This window comes from Streptomyces flaveus (assembly GCF_014647675.1).
GTDB classification, from domain to species: domain Bacteria; phylum Actinomycetota; class Actinomycetes; order Streptomycetales; family Streptomycetaceae; genus Streptomyces; species Streptomyces flaveus.
The window spans coordinates 39,793-58,159 of sequence record NZ_BMPQ01000010.1 but is presented as its reverse complement, the minus strand read 5'-3'; the positions used below and the strand labels follow the sequence as shown (position 1 = coordinate 58,159).

17 protein-coding genes are annotated in these 18,367 nt (G+C 71.1%); 14 read left to right on the top strand and 3 right to left on the bottom strand.

The genetic code is table 11. From position 1 onward, the window contains the following. On the bottom strand, positions 1-1,072 hold a 1,072-nt coding region (locus tag IEZ21_RS21320), incomplete at its 3' end, for an FAD-dependent monooxygenase (protein WP_189323523.1). 480 nt (positions 1,073-1,552) lie between these two features. On the opposite strand from IEZ21_RS21320, the gene IEZ21_RS21315 reads away from it, so the two are divergent. The 7 genes from IEZ21_RS21315 (at position 1,553) to fabI (ending at position 7,321) form a co-directional block, all read left to right on the top strand. Next, positions 1,553-2,521 carry an AfsA-related hotdog domain-containing protein gene (locus IEZ21_RS21315; RefSeq protein WP_189323522.1) on the top strand — a complete coding sequence of 323 codons (969 nt, stop codon included), beginning with the start codon at positions 1,553-1,555 and terminating at the stop codon, positions 2,519-2,521. Further along, positions 2,521-3,204, top strand: coding sequence for an HAD-IA family hydrolase (locus tag IEZ21_RS21310; RefSeq protein WP_189323521.1), 684 nt, complete (start codon positions 2,521-2,523; stop codon positions 3,202-3,204). Before IEZ21_RS21315 ends, IEZ21_RS21310 begins: the two co-directional genes overlap by 1 nt. 40 nt (positions 3,205-3,244) lie before the next feature. Further along, complete coding sequence (locus IEZ21_RS21305; protein ID WP_189323520.1) at positions 3,245-4,252, top strand: beta-ketoacyl-ACP synthase III; 1,008 nt, start codon at positions 3,245-3,247, stop codon at positions 4,250-4,252. A gap of 69 nt (positions 4,253-4,321) precedes the next feature. Then, positions 4,322-4,573, top strand: coding sequence for an acyl carrier protein (locus IEZ21_RS21300; protein WP_189323519.1), 252 nt, complete (start codon positions 4,322-4,324; stop codon positions 4,571-4,573). Next, positions 4,573-5,820 carry a beta-ketoacyl-[acyl-carrier-protein] synthase family protein gene (locus tag IEZ21_RS21295; RefSeq protein WP_189323518.1) on the top strand — a complete coding sequence of 416 codons (1,248 nt, stop codon included), beginning with the start codon at positions 4,573-4,575 and terminating at the stop codon, positions 5,818-5,820. Before IEZ21_RS21300 ends, IEZ21_RS21295 begins: the two co-directional genes overlap by 1 nt. After that, positions 5,817-6,527 carry an SDR family oxidoreductase gene (locus tag IEZ21_RS21290; protein ID WP_189323517.1) on the top strand — a complete coding sequence of 237 codons (711 nt, stop codon included), beginning with the start codon at positions 5,817-5,819 and terminating at the stop codon, positions 6,525-6,527. Before IEZ21_RS21295 ends, IEZ21_RS21290 begins: the two co-directional genes overlap by 4 nt. Next, positions 6,524-7,321 carry an enoyl-ACP reductase FabI gene (gene fabI, locus IEZ21_RS21285; RefSeq protein WP_189323516.1) on the top strand — a complete coding sequence of 266 codons (798 nt, stop codon included), beginning with the start codon at positions 6,524-6,526 and terminating at the stop codon, positions 7,319-7,321. Before IEZ21_RS21290 ends, fabI begins: the two co-directional genes overlap by 4 nt. Positions 7,322-7,371: 50 nt before the next feature. Here fabI and IEZ21_RS21280 read toward each other — a convergent pair whose 3' ends face one another. Beyond that, positions 7,372-8,577 (bottom strand): DUF418 domain-containing protein, encoded by a 1,206-nt coding sequence (locus tag IEZ21_RS21280; RefSeq protein WP_189323515.1) that lies wholly within the window; start codon positions 8,575-8,577, stop codon positions 7,372-7,374. Positions 8,578-8,776: 199 nt separating this feature from the next. Between IEZ21_RS21280 and IEZ21_RS21275 the strand changes: the two genes are divergently transcribed. From IEZ21_RS21275 to IEZ21_RS21265, 3 genes are all read left to right on the top strand, one after another. After that, positions 8,777-9,448 carry a response regulator gene (locus IEZ21_RS21275; RefSeq protein WP_189323677.1) on the top strand — a complete coding sequence of 224 codons (672 nt, stop codon included), beginning with the start codon at positions 8,777-8,779 and terminating at the stop codon, positions 9,446-9,448. Continuing rightward, complete coding sequence (locus IEZ21_RS21270) at positions 9,445-10,563, top strand: sensor histidine kinase (protein WP_189323514.1); 1,119 nt, start codon at positions 9,445-9,447, stop codon at positions 10,561-10,563. Before IEZ21_RS21275 ends, IEZ21_RS21270 begins: the two co-directional genes overlap by 4 nt. Positions 10,564-10,892: 329 nt before the next feature. Further along, the gene (locus IEZ21_RS21265) at positions 10,893-12,131 is read left to right on the top strand and encodes a DUF418 domain-containing protein (protein ID WP_189323513.1); all 1,239 of its coding nucleotides are present in this window, start codon (positions 10,893-10,895) and stop codon (positions 12,129-12,131) included. Between the two features lie 127 nt (positions 12,132-12,258). On the opposite strand, the gene IEZ21_RS21260 is transcribed toward IEZ21_RS21265, so the two are convergent. After that, positions 12,259-12,945 carry a hypothetical protein gene (locus IEZ21_RS21260; protein WP_189323512.1) on the bottom strand — a complete coding sequence of 229 codons (687 nt, stop codon included), beginning with the start codon at positions 12,943-12,945 and terminating at the stop codon, positions 12,259-12,261. 324 nt (positions 12,946-13,269) lie between these two features. On the opposite strand from IEZ21_RS21260, the gene IEZ21_RS21255 reads away from it, so the two are divergent. The 4 genes from IEZ21_RS21255 to IEZ21_RS21240 all read left to right on the top strand — a co-directional run bounded on the left by IEZ21_RS21255 (position 13,270) and on the right by IEZ21_RS21240 (position 18,244). Continuing rightward, positions 13,270-14,583, top strand: a complete 1,314-nt coding sequence (locus IEZ21_RS21255; RefSeq protein ID WP_189323511.1) for an ABC transporter substrate-binding protein — start codon at positions 13,270-13,272, stop codon at positions 14,581-14,583. Positions 14,584-14,685: 102 nt separating this feature from the next. Next, positions 14,686-16,722 (top strand): branched-chain amino acid ABC transporter permease, encoded by a 2,037-nt coding sequence (locus IEZ21_RS21250; RefSeq protein WP_189323510.1) that lies wholly within the window; start codon positions 14,686-14,688, stop codon positions 16,720-16,722. Then, positions 16,719-17,534, top strand: a complete 816-nt coding sequence (locus IEZ21_RS21245; RefSeq protein WP_189323509.1) for an ABC transporter ATP-binding protein — start codon at positions 16,719-16,721, stop codon at positions 17,532-17,534. The genes IEZ21_RS21250 and IEZ21_RS21245 overlap by 4 nt, the downstream gene beginning before the upstream one ends. After that, on the top strand, positions 17,531-18,244 hold the full coding sequence (locus tag IEZ21_RS21240) for an ABC transporter ATP-binding protein (RefSeq protein WP_189323508.1): 714 nt from the start codon (positions 17,531-17,533) through the stop codon (positions 18,242-18,244). The genes IEZ21_RS21245 and IEZ21_RS21240 overlap by 4 nt, the downstream gene beginning before the upstream one ends. Positions 18,245-18,367 lie beyond the last annotated feature (123 nt).

The window sequence follows — 18,367 nt, the reverse complement described above, 5'->3', positions numbered from 1 at the left end:
CGCCCCCCGCCGCGAGGTCGCGGGCCCGCTCGCGCCAGCCGCCCCAGGTCCACAGGCGGGTCTGCCGGTCGGTGTCGGTGACCACGGCGTGCGCGACATGCATGCGTTCCCGCTCCCAGGCCGCCAGCTCGGCCGCCGGCAGCCTGCCCCTGATCACGTCGGCGAGCCGCCAGGCCGCTTCGTGCGCGTCCTGGATGCTGGTGTTCAGTCCCTGTCCGCCGGCCGGGCTGTGCACATGCGCGGCGTCGCCCGCGAGGAGCACCCGCCCGTCGCGGAACCGGTCCGCCATCTTGCGGTGGACCCGGAAGTGGCCGGCGCCGGTGACGGAGGTCAACTCCAGTGGAACGGGGCTGCGTTGGGCGGCGATGGCGCGCACGGTCTCCTCGACGTCCACCGGCCCGGCACCCTCGGGAGCGCTGCCGAAGACACGGATGAGCCCGTCCGGGAGACCGACGACGACCAGCACGCCCGTGGGGCCCATGAAGTAGTGCGCCTCGGCATGCGCGAGCGGAGTGTCCCACTCACCGTCGACGAGGACGAACGACTGCGGGTACGTCGGACCGGTGAAGGCGACGCCGAGCTGCTCGCGGACCGCGCTGTGCGCGCCGTCGCAGCCGAGCAGCCGGCCCGTGCGGTGGGCGGTGCCCGACAGGTCGGCGTCCACGCCGTCGGCGTCCTGGGCGAGGGCGGCCAGCCGGTGCCCGTACTCGACCCGGCCGCCCGCCTCGTGCAGCGCGTCGAGCAGCAGCCCCTCGGTCTCGTTCTGCGGGAGGGAGAGGGGAGTGCCGAAGCGACTGCCCTTCAGACCGCGGAAGTTGATGCGGGCGACGCGGCGGCCGCGGGTGTAGTAGTTGGCGGCGACGACGGGCAGCGCCGCGTCGCGAATACGGTCCTCCAGGCCGAGGCGGGCCATCACCTCCAGCGCGCGCGGCTGGAGGATGATCGCCTTCGCATGGGGGTTCCTTCGGGCCGCGCGATCGACGATCCTGGTGTCGATCCCGCGGCGGATCAGCTCGGTGGCCATCATCAGGCCGGTCGGCCCTGCGCCGACGACCAGTGCTTCGCTGTCCACGGTGATGCGTCACACCTCCTGCGTTCAGGGGGAACGGGCATACGGAAATGGCGTACGCGGGGGTGGCTGAGGGAGAGGCGGGCGCCGCGCCGGCCGCTCTGGCCGGTTCGCGCCTTGCGGCACGGGCGGTGCGCCGGACAACCATCGTGCATGAACTCGAACGGCCGGGCCTGGTGCGCGCGATACCCCTGAGTCCAGCACCACCCTGAGCGACTTTTCCGGCCGGGGAGCCGGCCCCGGCAGCCGTGCGGCCTGCGGCGGGGGCCACGCCGGGCGGGGCGCCGGGGCGGACGTGAACCCGCCTTCCGCACAAGCCAATTGGCGTACACCATGGCAAGTCGGACACCCTACCCGGAGGTAACTGGTAGCGGTTTCAAGGGTATGAGCCGCACGGGTGGCAGAAGGCCCTGGCTGGCGGCGGCCGGGCGCTCGAAGAATGTGGACCACGAGCCCGGCCACTGCCCAAGGAGCAGCACACTGATGCCCCTCCCCCAGAGCGCCCTCGCACCGGACGCGGCCCCATCCGCTCCGGCCCTCTCCTACCGTCGTACGGTCGACCGCGGCGACGTCCACCGCTGGGCGGTCAGCGAGGTCTTCCTCACCGACTACGCCGACCTGACCGCGGACAACTATCTCGCGGCGGCCCAACTGCCTCCCGCTCACCACTACTTCGGCGATCACACCGGACCGGCCGCCGAGGCCCCCGACAGCATGCTTCTTCTCGAGTGCTGCCGACAGACCGCCACCTGCGTCGCCCACCGCGGCCTCGGAGTCGCCAGGGACAGCGCCTTCCATGTCACCGACTGGACGCTCGACCTCGTCGGCGACACACCGCTGCCGACCCACGACCGGCCCCGCGAGCTGAACATCCGGGCCGCCGTCACCCGCAGCCAGGTCCGCTCGGGAACGGTGCGCGCCGCGCGGTACGTCCTGGAGCTGCTCCACGACGGTGTGCCGTTCGGCCGCTGCGACATCTCCGCCCGCTACTCCCCGGCTGAGGAGGCGGAGATCGTCCGGCGCTACCATCGCAGGTCGGCGCCGCCCCTGTCGGACTCGCTGCCCGCCATGCCCCCGGGCATCCCCGTGCCGCCCGCCGATGTGGCCCGCCGGGACCCCGCCAACGTGGCGCTCGCCGACGCCCGCCGCGTGGCCGGCGGAGTCGCCGCGGTGGTGGCGGTGCCGTCCGGACACCGCACGCACTTCGACCACCCGCAGGACCACTACACGGCGATGATCCTCATGGAGGCCGCCCGGCAGGCCGCGCTCCTCGCGGCGGGCACCGGCGTGCGGATCACCGGCTACCGCTCGGCGTTCGCCCGGTTCGCCGAACTCGACTCCCCCGTCAGGGTGTCGGCCGTGCGCCGCGCCTGCGACGAGGTGGCCGTCCGCTTCCGGCAGGGCGGCACCGCCGTCAGCGAGATCGCCGTCGGCGTCTCGGAGGACCACTGATGGCGCCCGGGACCGGGCCGGTACGCGCGGTCTGGACCGACTACGGTGGCGTGCTGACCCCTCCGGTGGCCGAGTCCATGAAGACCTTCTGCGCCCGGCTCGGCGTGCCGCCGGCCACACTGCTCGCCGCCATGCGGCAGGTGTCCCGCGACTGCGGGGCCGGCGACGACATCCTGGCGCCGCTCGACACCCCGCTGCTCACCCAGGAGACCTGGGAGCGCCGCGTCGAGGAGGCCCTCGCGACGCACAACGGCATCCGCGTCGACCTCGGTGACTACCCCGCGCGCTGGTTCGCCGACCGTGCCGTCAACCAGCCCTGGCTCGACACGCTGCACCGGCTGCGCCGACAGGGCGTGTTCGTCGGCCTGTTGTCCAACATGCCGCCCGCCTGGGACCGGCACTGGCGCCTCGCCGTACCGCCCGAAGGTCTCTTCGACGCCGTGGTGCTCTCGTACGCGTCCGGCTGCCGCAAGCCCGAGGAGGAGATCTTCCGCCTCGCCGCCGAGCGGGCCGGGGTGCGCCGCGAGGAGTGCGTGCTCGTCGACGACCTGGCGGTCAACTGCGCCGGAGCGGAGCGAGCCGGGTGGCACGGCGTCGAGTTCACCGGCGCCGCGGCCGCTTCGGCCAGGGTCGACGCGCTGGTCGCGACAGACATCGCCCTCGTCCCGGGAGGCGACGCGTGAGGCCCACCGCCCGCACCACCCCCCTCCCAGGAGGCCACCCATGAAAGCCGCCGTCATCAGCGGCATCGGCGCCTGGCTGCCACCCGACCTCGTCACCAACGACGACCTCGCCGCACGTATGAACACCTCCGACGAGTGGATCCGCACTCGCACCGGCATCCGCACCCGGCACTTCGTGTCCGCCGGCATGCCGACCTCCCGGCTCGCCGCGGAGGCCGGGGCGCGGGCCATGGAGTCGGCGGGCACAGCGGACGTGGACGCGGTAGTCCTCGCCACCACCACACCCGACCGCCCCTGCCCGGCCAGCGCCCCCGAGGTGGCCCGCCGCCTGGGCCTCACCGGACGCCCGGCCTTCGACGTCTCCGCCGTCTGCACGGGATTCCTGTACGCCCTCACCACCGCCGCCGGGATGATCGCCTCCGGAGCGGCCGAACAGGTCCTCGTCATCGGCGCCGAGGCCTTCAGCACCCTCATCGACCCTCGTGACCGCTCCTGTGCCGTGGTGTTCGGCGACGGCGCGGGCGCGGTGGTGCTGCGCGCCGGGGAACCCGGCGATCCCGGCGCCCTGGGCCGGATCGTGCTCGGCAGCGACGGATCACTCGCCGATCTGATCACGGTGCGGGCCGGCGGCTCCGAGCGGCCCCACCCCGACGCCGATCCCGAGCGCACCGACGCGGCCGACCGCTACTTCTCCATGCGGGGCCGGGAGGTCTTCGAGCACGCCGTGGCCCGTATGTCCGAGTCGGCGCGCGCCGCACTCGCCCACACCGGATGGCAGCCGGGCGACGTCGACCGACTGGTCGGCCACCAGGCCAACCTGCGCATCCTGCGGGCTGTCGCGGAGCAGCTGGACATCCCGGCGGACCGGCTCGTCATCCACCTGAACCGGGTCGGCAACACGGCGGCGGCCTCCATCCCGCTCGCCCTGGCGCACGCGCACGCGACGGGCGACCTCGCTCCCGGCGCGCGCGTCGTCCTCGCCGCCTTCGGAGGCGGCGCCACGTGGGGGGCCACGGCACTGACCTGGCCCTCGCTGAAGTCCGTGTAACCACAGGCAGGTTCACGCCCCACTCGTCCCCACCCCACCCCACCCCACGCCCGAAAGGCGGCATCAGCCATGAGCACCTTCACTCCCCCCACCTTCGAGATCCTCTCCCAGGTCCTGGAGGAGAAGTTCGGCGTCCTGCGCGAGGACATCAAGCCCGACACCGTCCTGGAGGACATCGAGCTGGACTCGCTCGCGCTCATCGAGGTCGCGCTGACCCTGCAGAAGCGGCTGGGCTTCGTGATACCCACCGAGGACCTCAACAGCGGCGGCACCGTCTCGGACCTGTACGAGCTGGTGAACTCGGCGGCGGGGAACGCCTGATGGCCGAGCGCACCGGACGGGACGCACCCGTCGCGATCACGGGAATCGGCCTCGTCACCCCGGCCGGCATCGGCGTGGCGGCTAACTGGGAGCGGGTCCTGTCGGGCCGCTCCACCGCACAGCGCGACCCGGCGCTCGCCGGGCTGCCCGTGGACATCTCCTGCCGGGTCCCCGGCTTCGACGCCAACGCCCTGCTCGGCCGCTCGACGGCCTGGCGCCTGGACCGGGTCAGCCAACTCGCCCTGGTGGCCGCCAAGGAGGCCCTGGCCGACGCGGGCCTCGACCCGCGAAGGTGGGACGGCGCCCGGGTCGGCGTCGTCATGGGCAACGCGCTGGGCGGCGCGGCCTCCTACGAGGACGCTCACAGCACGTACTACCAAGAAGGCGCCGACCAGGTCTCGCCGCTGGTGATGGTGAACTGGCCGGTCAACATGATCTCCGGATATCTCGCCATGCACTGCCGGGCCCTCGGTCCGAACCTGGTGGTCGCCACCGCCTGCGCCTCCGGCGTCACCGCGGTCGGCACCGCACGTCAGATGCTGCAGTCCGGCGTCTGCGACCTCGTGCTCGCCGGCGCGTCCGAGGCACCACTGAGTCCCACGCCGATGGCCGCCTACCACCGGATGGGCGCGCTGTCCCGGCGCACCGACGACCCGGCGGGGGCATCCCGCCCCTTCGACGCGGACCGCGGCGGCTTCGTGGCCGCGGAGGCGGCGTCCGTGCTGGTCCTGGAGCGCGAACAGGACGCACGGGCGCGGGGCGGCACGGTCCGTGCGCTGGTCGCGGGCTTCGGGGCCAGCGCCGACGGGCACCACGCCTCCGCGCCGGACCCGGCGGGCGCCGGCGTGGAGCGCGCCCTGCGCTCGGCGCTCACCGACGCGGACGTGGCCCCCGAGGCCGTCGACCACGTCAACGCCCATGGCACATCGACCAAGTTGAACGACCTGATGGAGTCCCAGCTGATCAACCGCGTGCTCGGCGGGCGGCCCTCGGCCACCTCCACCAAGGGCGTCACGGGACACGCGCTCGGCGCCGCGGGCGCCATCGAGGTGGCCTACACGGCCCTGACCATCGAGCACGGCCTGGTGCCGCCCACCGCCAACCTCGACAAACTCGACCCCGAGATCGACATCGACGTCGTCAGCGGCGCGCCGCGCGAACAGCGCGTCACGACGGCGACCAGCCACTCCTTCGGATTCGGCGGGCAGAACGCCGTCCTCGTCCTACAGAAAGCGGGCACACGATGACCGACAGCCGGTCCGTCTTCGTCACCGGAGGGAATCGCGGCATCGGCCTGGCCATCGCCCGCGCCTTCGCCGCCCAGGGCGACCGGGTGGCGGTCGGCCACCGGTCGGACGAGCCTCCCGAGGGCTTCTTCGGCGTACGCTGCGACGTCACCGATTCCGACTCGCTGGACGCCGCGTACGAGAAGATCGAGTCCGAGCACGGTCCGGTGCAGGTCCTGGTGGCGAACGCCGGAATCATGCGGGACAAGCTGGCTCTGCACACCACCGACGAGGACTTCCTGGAGATCCTCGACACCAATCTGGTGGGCGCCTTCCGGTCCGCGCGACGGGCCATCCCGGGGATGCTGGAGGGCCGTTGGGGCCGGCTCGTCTTCATCTCGTCCTTCTCCGGGATGCTCGGGTCTCCTGGGCAGGCCAACTACGCGGCGTCGAAGACGGGCCTCACCGGTCTGGCCCGCTCTCTCGCTCGCGAGCTGGGACGTCGGGGCATCACGTCGAACGTCGTGGCCCCCGGTTTCATCGACACCGACATGGTCGCGGGTGTCACCCCGAAACGACGTGCCGAGTACCTCTCCATGACCGCGCTCGGCCGCCCCGGCACCCCGGAGGAGGTGGCGAACGTGGTGCGCTTCCTCGCCGGCGAGGACGCCTCGTATCTCACCGGCGCGTTCCTGCCGGTCAGCGGCGGACTCGGGATGGGCGTATGAGCACGGAGACAACGGAGACAAAGGGCGGCGGACTGCTCGCCGGGAAGCGGCTGCTGATCACCGGCGTGCTCTCCGACACATCGATCGCCTTCCACGTGGCGCGGATCGCCCAGCAGGAGGGCGCCCAAGTGGCGCTGACCTCCTTCGGGCGGGCCCTGCCCATCACGGAGGCGATGGCCGAGCGGCTGCCCGCACCCACGCCCGTGATCCGGCTCGACGTCACCGATCGCGGCGACCTCGACGCACTGTCGGCCGCGATCGCCGACCGTCTGGGCGGCCTCGACGGCATCGTGCACTCGATCGCGTTCGCCCCGCGGTCCGCGCTCGGCGGTGCCTTCCTGGAGACGTCATGGCAGGACGCGGCGACGGCGCTCGAAGTGTCGGCGTACTCCCTCAAGGCCCTTGTCACGGCGTGCCTCCCGCTACTGAAGGAGGGCTCGTCCGTGGTGGGACTCGACTTCGACGCGGCCCTGGCCTGGCCCGGCTACGACTGGATGGGCGTCTCCAAGGCAGCGCTCGAGTCCGTCACCCGCTACCTGGCGATGTACCTCGGGGAACGGCGCATCCGCGTCAACCTCGTCGCGGCGGGCATGGTTCGCACCCTGGCAGCACGCTCGATCCCCGGAGTGGACCGTATGGAGGAGATCTGGCGCACCCGCCCGCCACTCGCCTGGGACGTCCACGACCCGGAACCGACGGCGAAGGCCTGCTCGGTGCTCCTCTCGGACTGGCTGCCGGCCACCACCGGCGAGATCCTGCACGTCGACGGGGGGCTCCACGCGGTCATGACGTGAGAGGCATTGGCCTTGCCCAGGGCAGACTCCACCGTCTCCGTCGATGCGTCTCATTGAACGCGCCGGGCCATCTCGGTCGCCCGGCCCATCAGCCATTCGAGCGGCCCTCGCTGGAAGAAGCGGGACCAGATGGTGGCGAGGACGGTGACGGACGCGATGAAGCCGAGCAGGATGTACAGGGGCTGGACGGTCGCTTCCTCGGTGTTCAGGAGCCAGATGGCGACGATGTGGTAGACGTACGCCGTCAGCGACATCGAGCCGACCGCGATGACGGGCCCCGCCAGGCGGCGCAGCCGGGGGAAGGCGTCCATGGCGGCCAGGCACGCGGTGATCACCAAGATCGCCACACCGGTGGCGCCCACGATGGACAGGGTCGCCTCGCTGTGCGGGGCGGCGGCCAGCATCCCGGCCGGGCTGTCGCCGAAGATGCCGATGCTGTCGGGCGATACGGACGACATGGACGACATGCCCGATCCCTCTTCGGCTTTCCGGACGGCTTCGGCGGCACCGGGCACGAGACGCAGCGCCAGCCAGGAGCCGCCGTAGCCGGTGACGGCGAGGGCGACGCCGGTGAGGGCGAGGCGTATCCGGACAGTCGTGGCGGCCAGGTCGCAGCGGGCGACAGCCATACCGGCGAGGACGAACGGGACCCAGGTCAGGGCCGGATAGCCGCCGGTGAAGAACAGCGAGACGAGGCCGTCGGCCTGGCCGTAGGAAAGGAATACGCGGTCGCCGACCACCGGCTTCAGCGCGTACAGCAGTTGCGGGCCGATCAGGGCCCAGCCCGCGGCGATCAGCGCCAGCGGCTTGGCGCCCAGCCGGTACAGCGGGAGCACGAGCAGGAAGAACAGTCCGTAGAAGGCGAGGATCGGCACGACCGGGGTGCCGGTCATGGTCAGGGCGGTGCCGAGGGCCAGCAGGATCACGGCCCGGATGATCACCTTGGCGACGGCCTGGCGGCCGGCCAGGCCGGTCTTCGGTGTGCGGCGCCCGGTGATGAGGGCGACCGCGAAGCCGGCCAGGACGGCGAACAGGGCGGAGGAGCGGCCTTGCGCCAGCTCCATCAGGAAGCCGATGACACCGTCCTGGCCCGGGGCGGGGCCCACATGGACCGCGTACATGCCGAAGACGGCCAGGCCCCGGGCCAGGTCCAGTCCGACCAGTCGGCCCACGCCGGGCATGCCCGGCGTGGGCTCACCGCGCTCGTGTTCAGGGGACGGTGCGTCGGTCGGCGGGGAGTCCGCGTGCTGTGTCATGGCTCTCAGGCTGGAGACCGGGCCGATCATGGAGTATCCGGCAGAAGGCTGCCGTGTCCCCGCCGACCGGAGGGTGATACCCCGCCGGGTGGCTGGAGCTGCCATCCGGCAGGCTGCGGGGGCGCTCCGAAGCTTTAGGGTCGAGGCGGTAAGAGCCGGACGGCATGGACGAAGGTGAGGCCGAGGGCACGTGAACGGGGTGATCCGGGTAGTCGTGGTGGACGACGAGGCACTGGTCCGGTCTGGGTTCGGGCTCATCCTGGGCGCGTCCGAGGACATCGAGGTCGTCGCGACGGCGAGCGGTGGCGACGCCGTGGAGACCGTCCGCCGGGAGCGGCCGGATGTGGTGCTGCTGGACATCCGGATGCCGGACGTCGACGGGCTCACCGTGCTGCGCGAGCTGCGGACGATGCCGGACGCTCCCGTCGTGGCGATGCTGACCACGTTCGACGCCGACGAGTACATCCTGACCGCGTTGCACTCCGGCGCCGCCGGTTTCCTGCTCAAGGACACCGAGCCGGAACAGCTCGCCCACCTGGTGCGCACCCTGGCCGCGGGCGGCGTGGTGCTGTCCCCCAAGGCGTCGCGCACCCTGCTGCACAGCCACCCGGGCACCGAGGCCGCCGTCGACGAGGAGGCGGCCAGAGTCCGGCTGCTCACCACGCGTGAGCGCGACGTCCTCGTCCTGGTGGCCGAGGGCCTGTCGAACGCCGACATCGGGGCACGCATCCACCTGGGTGCCGGCACCGTCAAGGACCACGTCAGCGCGATCCTCACCAAGCTGCGGGTGACCAGCCGGGTGCAGGCCGCGCTGCTGGCGCAGCGGGCCGGACTGCTCGACGCGCGCCCCCAGCCGGAGGCCCGACGATGAAGCGCGCACGCGCCCTGTGGGAACAGGTGCCCGCGCCGGCCGTCGACCTCGTCCTGGTGGCGGTGGCAGCCGTGGACGTATGGCTGATGTTGTGGGACGACACGCGTCCCGGCGTCGCGCTGGCCACGCTCGGCTGCGCCGCGCTGGCCTTCCGGCGCAGGTTCCCGCTCGGGGTCCTCCTGCTCACCCTGCCCATCGCGCTGATGCAGGATATCGCCGTCGCCCCGCTCGTGGCGCTGTTCACCCTGGCCGAACGCTCCCGCAACCGCCTCCTCCTCGCGGGGTGCGTCGCCTTGGCCGCCGTGGTGAGCAGCGTTCCGTGGCCCCTGGCCAGTTTCTCCGAGGTCGGCCGGACCATGACGCTGATCGACTTCGTGTACAGCCTGGCCACCGCCGCGGCCCCGGTCCTCTTCGGGCAACTCCTCCAGGCGCACCGGGACCTGGCGCGGCGGCTGGCGGAGATCGAGGAGGCCAGGGAGCACGAGCGGGCCCTGCACGCCCAGGCCGTGCTCGCCCGCGAACGCGCCCAGCTGGCCCGCGAGATGCACGACGTGGTCTCCCACCAGGTCAGCCTGATCGCCGTACAGGCCGGAGCCATGCAGGTCGCCACCCAGGACCCGAACGCCAAAGAGGCCGCCCGCACGATCCGTTCCCTGAGCGTCACCACACTCGACGAACTGCGCACCATGGTCACGCTGCTGCGCGCCTCCGGCGGCCGAGCCACCGAGCTGACTCCTCAGCCCACCCTGGCCGACCTGCACAAACTCGTGGAGTCAAGCGGCACGCACGCACAGCTGACGGGTGAACTCCCGCCCACCGTGGGCACCCCGGCCCAACGGGCTCTCTACCGCACGGTCCAGGAGGCGCTGACCAACGTCCGCAAGCACGCCCCCGGCGCCACGGCCCGCGTCGAACTGTGGCAGGACGGCGACCACGTCGGAGTGACCGTCGCCAACACCCCGCCCACACGCCCCTCGTTGTCCCTGCCCGGATCACAGCACGGTTTGATCGGCCTGCGGGAACGGGCCGACATCCTGCACGGCACCCTGGAGGCAGGCCCGACCACGGAGGGCGGCTACCGGGTGCGGCTTCGAATTCCCCTCAGCACGGACTGACCGACCAGGACCTCATGCCGGCACGTCGGCTGCGCCGGCTCACCAGACCCGCCGCTCGGGCTCCGTGTGCATCCCGAGGGAAGTGTCGGTCTCCTTGTGTCGCGCACGCTGTGTCACGCCTCCAGCCTGCAAGTGCGGCCGTCTCGCGCCCATCCGGCAACCGTCGGGTCCACCCCCGCCGAGTGGGGGGAGAACACCGCCGTCCGGTCGCGCCGGACCCGGCCGGGAGGAGACTCCGCCGGTCGGCGGGGCGGTACCCGCCGACCGGCGGGGCTGATACCGAAGACTGCCGGATGGTCCGCCCCGGTCGTCCACGCGAGATTCTCCGCATGACAAAGATGCAGCCGCTGCAGGAGGCACCTCCGCAGGAGGCGTCTCCTGCCCATCCCCAAACCCCGCCCGAGTCCGCCGTGCCGACCTCGCCCGGTCCTTCGATGGGACGCCTCGTCGGGGTGGATCTGGCCCGCGCGCTGGCGGTGTTCGGCATGTATGTCGTGCACATCGGCCCTGCGCTGTCGGCCACGGACGGTGTCGGCAGCTGGGTCCGGTACATGGCGGACGGTCACTCGTCGGTCCTGTTCGCCACCCTCGCCGGGTTCTCGCTGATGCTGCTCGCCGGCCGCCGGGAGCCGAAGACGGGCCTGGCCGGCCGGCAGGCGAAGGCCAGGATCGTGATCCGTGCCGTGGTCCTGCTGGCGCTGGGCACCGTGATGGCGATGGAATACGGAGGAGTGGTCATCCTCGGCTTCTACGGGGTCTACTTCCTGCTGGCCCTGCCCCTGGTGCGCCTGCGCGCCAGGACGCTCGCGATCATCGCGGCCGCCCTCGCCCTCGTCACACCGCAGCTGTCGTTCGCCCTGAACGCTCTGCTGACCCAGCCGGTCCAGCAGAGCGTCAACGCCTACGACCCGCTCCACCGGCTCAGCGACGTGGGAGTGCTCGATCTGCTGTTCACCGGCTTCTACCCGACGATCACGTGGATATCGTTCGTGATCGCCGGTATGGCGCTGGCCCGCCTCGACCTGTCCCAGGCCGCCGTCCAGTGGCGCCTGGCCGCGCTCGGCGCCGCCCTCACCGTGGCCGCGTACGGCATGTCCTTGCTGCTGGCCGGCAAGGACGCGTTGAGGAGCACGGCGGAAGACGGGTCGTCGTCCGGCGGCTCCGGGTCGATGCCCCTCGACAGCGGGTCGCTCGAGTCCCAGGCATCGTCGCTCTTGACGGCCGGGCCGCACAGCGGCACCACGTTCGACATCATCGGCAGCGTGGGAGTCGCGATCCTCGTGATCGTGGGCGCGACGGTGGCTATGGACCGCCTGCCGCGACTGCGCCGCCTGGCCAAACCGGTCATCGCCGTGGGCACCATGTCCCTGACGGCCTACGTCGGCCACTTCGTCGCACAGGACATGCTGTCCGTGCCCAGCGGCGACACCCAGCAGTCCTGGGTGCCGCTGCTCATGTTCATCCTCGGCGCCACCCTGTTCGCCACGATCTGGTCCCGCTTCTTCCGCCGCGGCCCCCTGGAGTATCTGGTCAACGCCGCCACCAAGCCGGCGAAGCACATCCGATGAGGCCCGGCCGGGGTGGCTCGACCTCCACGTTCCACCCCGGCCTGGACCGCTCACGGATCCGCCAAGCGGCTCAGTCCTTACAGGTCTCCCCCATGGTTCTCATCGACGCATGGACGTGCGAACCCACCTACGCCGGTTCGGTGAACTGGTCGAACACCATCACGGCGGCCCGGGTGGCGAGGGACCAGCCGTCCTCTCCTTCCGGGTCCTCCAGGTTGGGGTGTCCGGCGATCCAGCGCATGTGGAAGCCGTCGAGCAGGGCGGCGATGGTGGTGGCGAGGTGTTCGACCTTGTAGGGCGCGCGCATGCGTAGCCCGTAGGCGTCCAGCAGCGTCTGGTACGCCTCGCAGGCGACCTCGGTGAACGACTCGGCGTAGTGCCCCAGGGCGTCGCGGACGCGTGGGTTGGCGGCGCTGGCGTAGAAGCCGAGCAGCACGCGGTAGATCGGGTCCACGCGGTGGTTCTCGTGGTTGTCCGTCAGGACGTCGTTGAGAGCCTCCTGCCAGGTCGTACCGCTGTCGACCGCCTCCTTGAAACGGCGGATGCTCTCCGGCAGCCCCGGGACCAGTTCGGCCTGCCGGCTGGTGAGGTGGAAGAGGAGATCTGCCTGGAAGTCGGCCTGCGCGGGCCAGATCTGGTAGATGGATCCGGTCGTGATCGCCGGTGCCGTGTCGTCGCCCAGTCTCTCCCGCATGATGCGGGTGGCTTCCTCGGTGACCCGCTTGACGCGGATATGAGCAAGGGCTGCGGAGACAGCCGCCTCGCTCGTGTCGGAGGTGCCGGCGCAGACGAGCTTGGTGGCCGCTTCCAGCATGAGGGCCCGGGTCTCTTCGGGTGAGCGCCGAGGGAGCCTGCGTCTCACGGCGTGCGCCGTCATGTCCTTCCCCTCCCATTGCATGATCGTTAATTCGGTGTGAAGCGGGGCGTTGACAGGGCGCAATCGTACACCTAGATTCCCAATCCGTAAGAAAGTTACGAAACGCGAAAGCGCCGGTCACCTGGCCTTTCGAAGTTCCTCGGGTTGGTCCGAGGCACCGGTCACCCCGGTGCGCCCTCCTGCCTTCCTTCTGCCTTCCGTGCTCTCCCCGCATGCCGTGCCGGGCACCGCCCTGCCGTTTCCGATCCTGGAGGATCCCGCATGCCCGCAACCTCACGCCCCCTCAGACTCGGCCTCGTCTCCGCCGCCGTGGCGCCCCTGCTGGGCGTCGCCGCATGCGGCGGATCGGGCACCACCGCACCCTCATCGACCGGCGCCTCCGGGGGTTCCTCCTCCGCGAGTGCGGACTCCCGCCCGGTGAGTGACGTCGTGACCGACTACCTCGGCTACGTCGGCGGAAAGGCGGGTAAGGCCGACGCCGGCCTCGAACCGGTCACCCTGGGTTGGGTGAACGTCGAGGGCGGCCCCGGCGGCAGCCCCGAAGCCACCCTGGGTGCCCGTGCCGCCGTGACGTACGTCAACGACAGGTTGGGCGGTATCGGCGGGCACCCGCTGAAACTGAACGTCTGCACGGTGGTGTCCGCCGAGGAGGAGGGACAGAAATGCGGCCAGCAACTGCTCGGCGACAAGACGGTCTCCGCCATCGGTGTCGGCAACCTCTACCTCGGCGACGCCTCCTTCAACTCCGTGATCGCGGGGAAGAAGCCCGTGCTGGTCGGAGTGGCGACGGGCCCGACCATGCCCACCGCGAAGAACACGTTCAGCACGTTCGGCGACCTGCCGCACATCTTCGGTACCTGGGGCACGTACGCCCGTGACGTACTGAAGGCGAAGACCGCGGCGGTGATCCACACGAGCACGCCCGGCGACAAGATCGCCTCCGGGGCAGCGGTGAAGGGCCTGAAAGCCGCCGGCCTGAAGGTGAAGTCCGTCGGATTCGACGCGCAGTCCACCGATCTGATCGGCCCGGTCACCGCGGCCGGGGCGAACACCGCGGATGTCGTGGTGCCCATCTCCGTCGGTGGCGGATGCGTCGGGATCGCCAAGGCACTGAAGCAGCTCAATGTCACCAAGCCGGTGGTCTCCACGCCGCTGTGCATGTCCCCCGATGTCACCCAGGGGCTCGGAGGGGACCTGCCCACCTGGACGTACGGCGTAGCCCAGACGCTGCCGATCGACTCCTCGGCCGCCGACTCCAAGGCGTTCCTGAAGGCCTCGGCGCAGGCGGGGCTGGACAAGGACGACCAGTCCAAGGTCTTCGCGCCGCTGGGCTGGAGCACGGTCCTGACATACGCGAAGGTGCTCAACACCGTCGGCCCGGACAAGATCACTCCCGCGTCGGTGACCGAGCAGCTCAAGAAGTTCACCGGGCCGGTCGTCATGGGCGCCGCCGAGGTCAAGTGCGGCAAATACCCGGACGCCCCCGCGGTCTGCAACGACCAGGCGAGGTTCTACCAGTACGAAGGCAAGGGCCAGTTCAAGCCCCTGACCGACTGGATCCGCCCGCCCCAGTGAGTCCCGCCCGCCCCCGCCGCCGCTGAGGCTGCACGCCCGCGCAGGACGCAGCCTCAGCAGCGCGGACTCGCGGACTCGCGGACCCATGACAGGAGTCATGAATTGGAACAGATCCTGCTCTTCGCCGTGCTCGGCCTCGGCCAGGGGGCACTGATCGCCGGCATCGCGCTCGGCGTCGTGGTCACCTACCGGGGCTCGGGCATCATCAACCTGTCCACCGGCGCCGTCGCCATGGCCTCAGCCTATGCCTTCTGGGCCCTGACCACCGGTTTCTTCGGGTTCACGCTGCCCGTCGGGCCCGCTCTCGCCGGCGCCCTCGCGGTCGCGCTCGCCGTCGGAGTGCTCACGGAGGTGGCGGTCTTCAAGCCGCTGCGAACCGTCTCGCCCCTGGCCAAACTCGCGGCCTCCCTCGGCATCCTGCTCACCCTGCAGGCCACCGTGCTACTGGTCTTCGGGGTTCAGCCGCAGCAGGCACCGAGCATCCTTCCGGCCGACACCGTCACCATCCTGGGCGTCACCACACCCTCCGACCGCTTCGTCCTGGCCGGACTGGTCGTCGTGATCGCCCTGGTCCTCGGGGCCCTGTACCGGTGGAGCCGCTTCGGCCTGGCCACCCGCGCGGCCTCGGAGAACGAACAGGCCGCTCTTCTGGCAGGCCTGTCGCCCAACAGCGTCTCGATGGCCAACACACTCCTGGCCGCCCTGGTCGCCGGGCTGCTCGGTGTCCTGGCCGCGCCCATCGTCCAGGTCGACTCCATGACGCTCCCCCTGCAGGTGGTACCGGCCCTGGCCGCCGCCCTCTTCGCCGGGTTCACCTCGCTGTGGATCGCCTGCACCACGGGCATCCTCATCGGAGTGCTCCAGTCGATCGTGTACTACCTGTCCACGCAGAGCTGGTTCCCGACCGACAACGGCAACGCCATGCCCGGCCTCCAGCAGCTCCTCGTCTTCGCTCTGATGGTCGTCGCCCTGTACGTGCGCGGCGCCGGTCTGCCGCGCCGCGGTGAACTCGTCGAAAAGCGGCTGCCCGCGGTGCCCCTGCCCGAGCGGCTGCTACGCCCCGCCTTGATGGCCGCTACGGTCGCCGCCGCCGCACTGATAGTGCTCCCGTTCGACTTCCGCCAGGCACTCACGAACTCGATGATCGGCATGGTCATCGTCCTGTCCTACGTCGTCATCACCGGCTACGTGGGGCAGATCTCCGTGATGCAGCTCGCGCTCTCCGGAACCGCGGGCTTCGTCCTCTCCCACCTCTCGGTCGGGTTGGGGATCCCGTTCCCGTTCTCCGCCCTCGGTGCGATGGTGCTGGCCACACTGCTCGGAGTGGCCGCGGGCGTCTCCGCCCTGCGGGTGCGGGGTGTGAGCCTGGCCGTCGTCACCCTGGCCGCGGCCCTGGCCATGGAACAGGCACTGTTCAACAACACCTCGTTCGGCGGAACGGCCGGAGTGTCCGTACCCCCGCCGCGCCTGTTCGGGAACGACCTCGGACCGAAAGCGGACTTCCGCGGCCTGGACGGCAACGAACCCAGCCCCATGTTCGGCTTCCTCGTCCTGGCCGTCACTGTCGCTCTCGGGCTGTACGTCGCCCATCTCAGGCGCACCGGACTCGGCCGGCGGATGCTCGCCGTCCGCTCCAACGAGCGCGCCGCCGCGGCAGCCGGTGTCGACGTGCAGGCCGTGAAGATCGCCGCGTTCGCGATCAGTTCCTTCATCGCCAGCGCCGCCGGCACCCTCTACGGCTACAACTTCGGCTCGGTCAGCGCCGCCCGGTTCACCGCGCTGGCCGCCCTCGGCCTGATCGGTTTCGCCTACATCGGCGGCATCACCATGGTGTCCGGAGCCGTGATCGCGGGGCTGATGTCCACCGAGGCGCTGCTCCCCCACGCGCTGGACAAGTGGTTCGGGATCAAGGGGACCTGGGCCCTGCTCTTCGGCGGCGTCTCCCTGATCGTGACGCTGATCGCCAACCCCGACGGCATCGCGGGCGCCGCCCACCGCCGGAGGACGGCGAAGAGGGCGAGGAGGACGGAACGCGCTGCGGCCGCCACGGGACCACCGACTGACAGCGCATCCGCCGTCGGCTCCCCGGAGATCCGTCTCGGCCGTACCGCTGCCGACGCCAAGGAGGTCGCACCGTGAACGTGCTCTCTGTCCAGCAGTTGGGCGTCAGCTACGGCGGCGTCCACGCACTCAGCGATGTCTCCCTGGAGGTCGGCGAGGGCCAGCTCGTGGGGCTCATCGGCCCCAACGGTGCCGGCAAGACCACCTTCGTGGACGCGGTCACCGGCCTCGTCGCCGCCCGGGGAAGGGTGGAACTGGATGGCAAGGACCTGACCGGACGGCCGCCCCATGTACGAGCCCGCCGAGGACTCGCCCGCACCTTCCAGAGCAGCGAACTCTTCGAAGACCTCACGGTCGCGGAGAACCTCCAGGTCACGGCGGACCCTTCGACGTGGTGGACCGCGCTCGGCGAGACCTTCGGCCGCCGCCCGTCCCCGAACCCCGCTGTCCCCAAGGCCCTTGCGGCCCTGGGACTCGAGGACCTGGCCGACGCATCGGCACACGAACTGTCCCAGGGCAGACGCAAACTCGTCGGTGTGGCGCGGGCCTTGGCAGCCCGGCCCCGCATCATCTGTCTCGACGAACCCGCGGCCGGTCTGGACACATCCGAGAGCGCCGAACTCGGACGCAGACTGCGCACGGTCGCCGACGCCGGCACGGCGCTGCTCCTCATCGACCACGACATGAGCCTCGTGATGGGCATCTGCGACCACGTCGTCGTCCTGGAGTTCGGCAAGGTGATCGCCTCCGGGACACCGGCTCAGGTCCGGACCGACCCCGCCGTCGTCACCGCCTACCTCGGGGCATCCACCGTCCAGCCTGCCACCGCGTCCGACACTTCGACCGGTGGCTCCGCCAAGGCCCTCACCAGCACACCGGAGACACCATGAGTACCCCAGTCCTGGAGGTGGCCGGCCTCACTGCCGGATACGACGGAGCCCCTGTCGTCCGCGGGATCGACCTCGAAGTGGGCGCGGGAGAGGTCGTAGCCCTCCTCGGGGCCAACGGAGCGGGGAAGACCACCACGCTCAAGGCCGTCTCCGCGCTGCTGCGCCCCTTTGCCGGCACGATCACTTTCAACGGAACGGACCTCGGCAGGATCCCGGCAGCGGCCCGCGCCCGCCTCGGCATCGCCCATGTTCCGGAAGGACGAGGCATCTTCTCCGGCCTCACGGTGGCGGAACACCTGCGCCTCGGTCACCGGGGTGAGCGCCTCGACCAGGCGGCCGCCCTACGTTACTTCCCCGCTCTGTCCCGCCTCCAGGACCGCAAGGCAGGACTGCTCTCCGGCGGCGAGCAGCAGATGCTCGCCATGGGACGAGCCCTGGCCCGCGGCCCCAAGCTGCTCCTTCTCGACGAGCTCAGCCTCGGCCTGGCACCCATCATCGTCGAGGAGTTGCTGCCCATAGTCAGGCGCTATGCCGACGACACCGGCTGCGGGGTGCTGCTCGTCGAACAGCACGTCGGCCTCGCCCTCGACATGGCCGACCGCGGCTACGTCCTCTCCCACGGCGAGATCACCGCGCACGCCACGGCCCAGGAACTGAGGGCCGACCAGTCCCGGATCCTCGCCGGCTACCTCGGCGAGCAGCACGCCTGACCCGGCCGGACGGCCACGCGGTCAACCGGCCACAACCGCCGTACACCACAACCACCGTGAGCCTGAACCACTCGGGCCGGCCCACCCCCTACAACTGGCCGGACACTCAGGGCTGCCCGCGTA

Excerpts from the sequence above, each read along its gene's own strand:
- IEZ21_RS21315 (WP_189323522.1), top strand. The coding sequence starts at position 1,553 with ATGCCCCTCCCCCAGAGCGCCCTCGCACCGGACGCGGCCCCATCCGCT.
- IEZ21_RS21310 (WP_189323521.1), top strand. The coding sequence starts at position 2,521 with ATGGCGCCCGGGACCGGGCCGGTACGCGCGGTCTGGACCGACTACGGT.
- IEZ21_RS21305 (WP_189323520.1), top strand. The coding sequence starts at position 3,245 with ATGAAAGCCGCCGTCATCAGCGGCATCGGCGCCTGGCTGCCACCCGAC.
- IEZ21_RS21300 (WP_189323519.1), top strand. The coding sequence starts at position 4,322 with ATGAGCACCTTCACTCCCCCCACCTTCGAGATCCTCTCCCAGGTCCTG.
- IEZ21_RS21295 (WP_189323518.1), top strand. The coding sequence starts at position 4,573 with ATGGCCGAGCGCACCGGACGGGACGCACCCGTCGCGATCACGGGAATC.
- IEZ21_RS21290 (WP_189323517.1), top strand. The coding sequence starts at position 5,817 with ATGACCGACAGCCGGTCCGTCTTCGTCACCGGAGGGAATCGCGGCATC.
- fabI (WP_189323516.1), top strand. The coding sequence starts at position 6,524 with ATGAGCACGGAGACAACGGAGACAAAGGGCGGCGGACTGCTCGCCGGG.
- IEZ21_RS21280 (WP_189323515.1), bottom strand. The coding sequence starts at position 8,577 with ATGACACAGCACGCGGACTCCCCGCCGACCGACGCACCGTCCCCTGAA.
- IEZ21_RS21270 (WP_189323514.1), top strand. The coding sequence starts at position 9,445 with ATGAAGCGCGCACGCGCCCTGTGGGAACAGGTGCCCGCGCCGGCCGTC.
- IEZ21_RS21265 (WP_189323513.1), top strand. The coding sequence starts at position 10,893 with ATGACAAAGATGCAGCCGCTGCAGGAGGCACCTCCGCAGGAGGCGTCT.
- IEZ21_RS21260 (WP_189323512.1), bottom strand. The coding sequence starts at position 12,945 with ATGCTGGAAGCGGCCACCAAGCTCGTCTGCGCCGGCACCTCCGACACG.
- IEZ21_RS21255 (WP_189323511.1), top strand. The coding sequence starts at position 13,270 with ATGCCCGCAACCTCACGCCCCCTCAGACTCGGCCTCGTCTCCGCCGCC.
- IEZ21_RS21240 (WP_189323508.1), top strand. The coding sequence starts at position 17,531 with ATGAGTACCCCAGTCCTGGAGGTGGCCGGCCTCACTGCCGGATACGAC.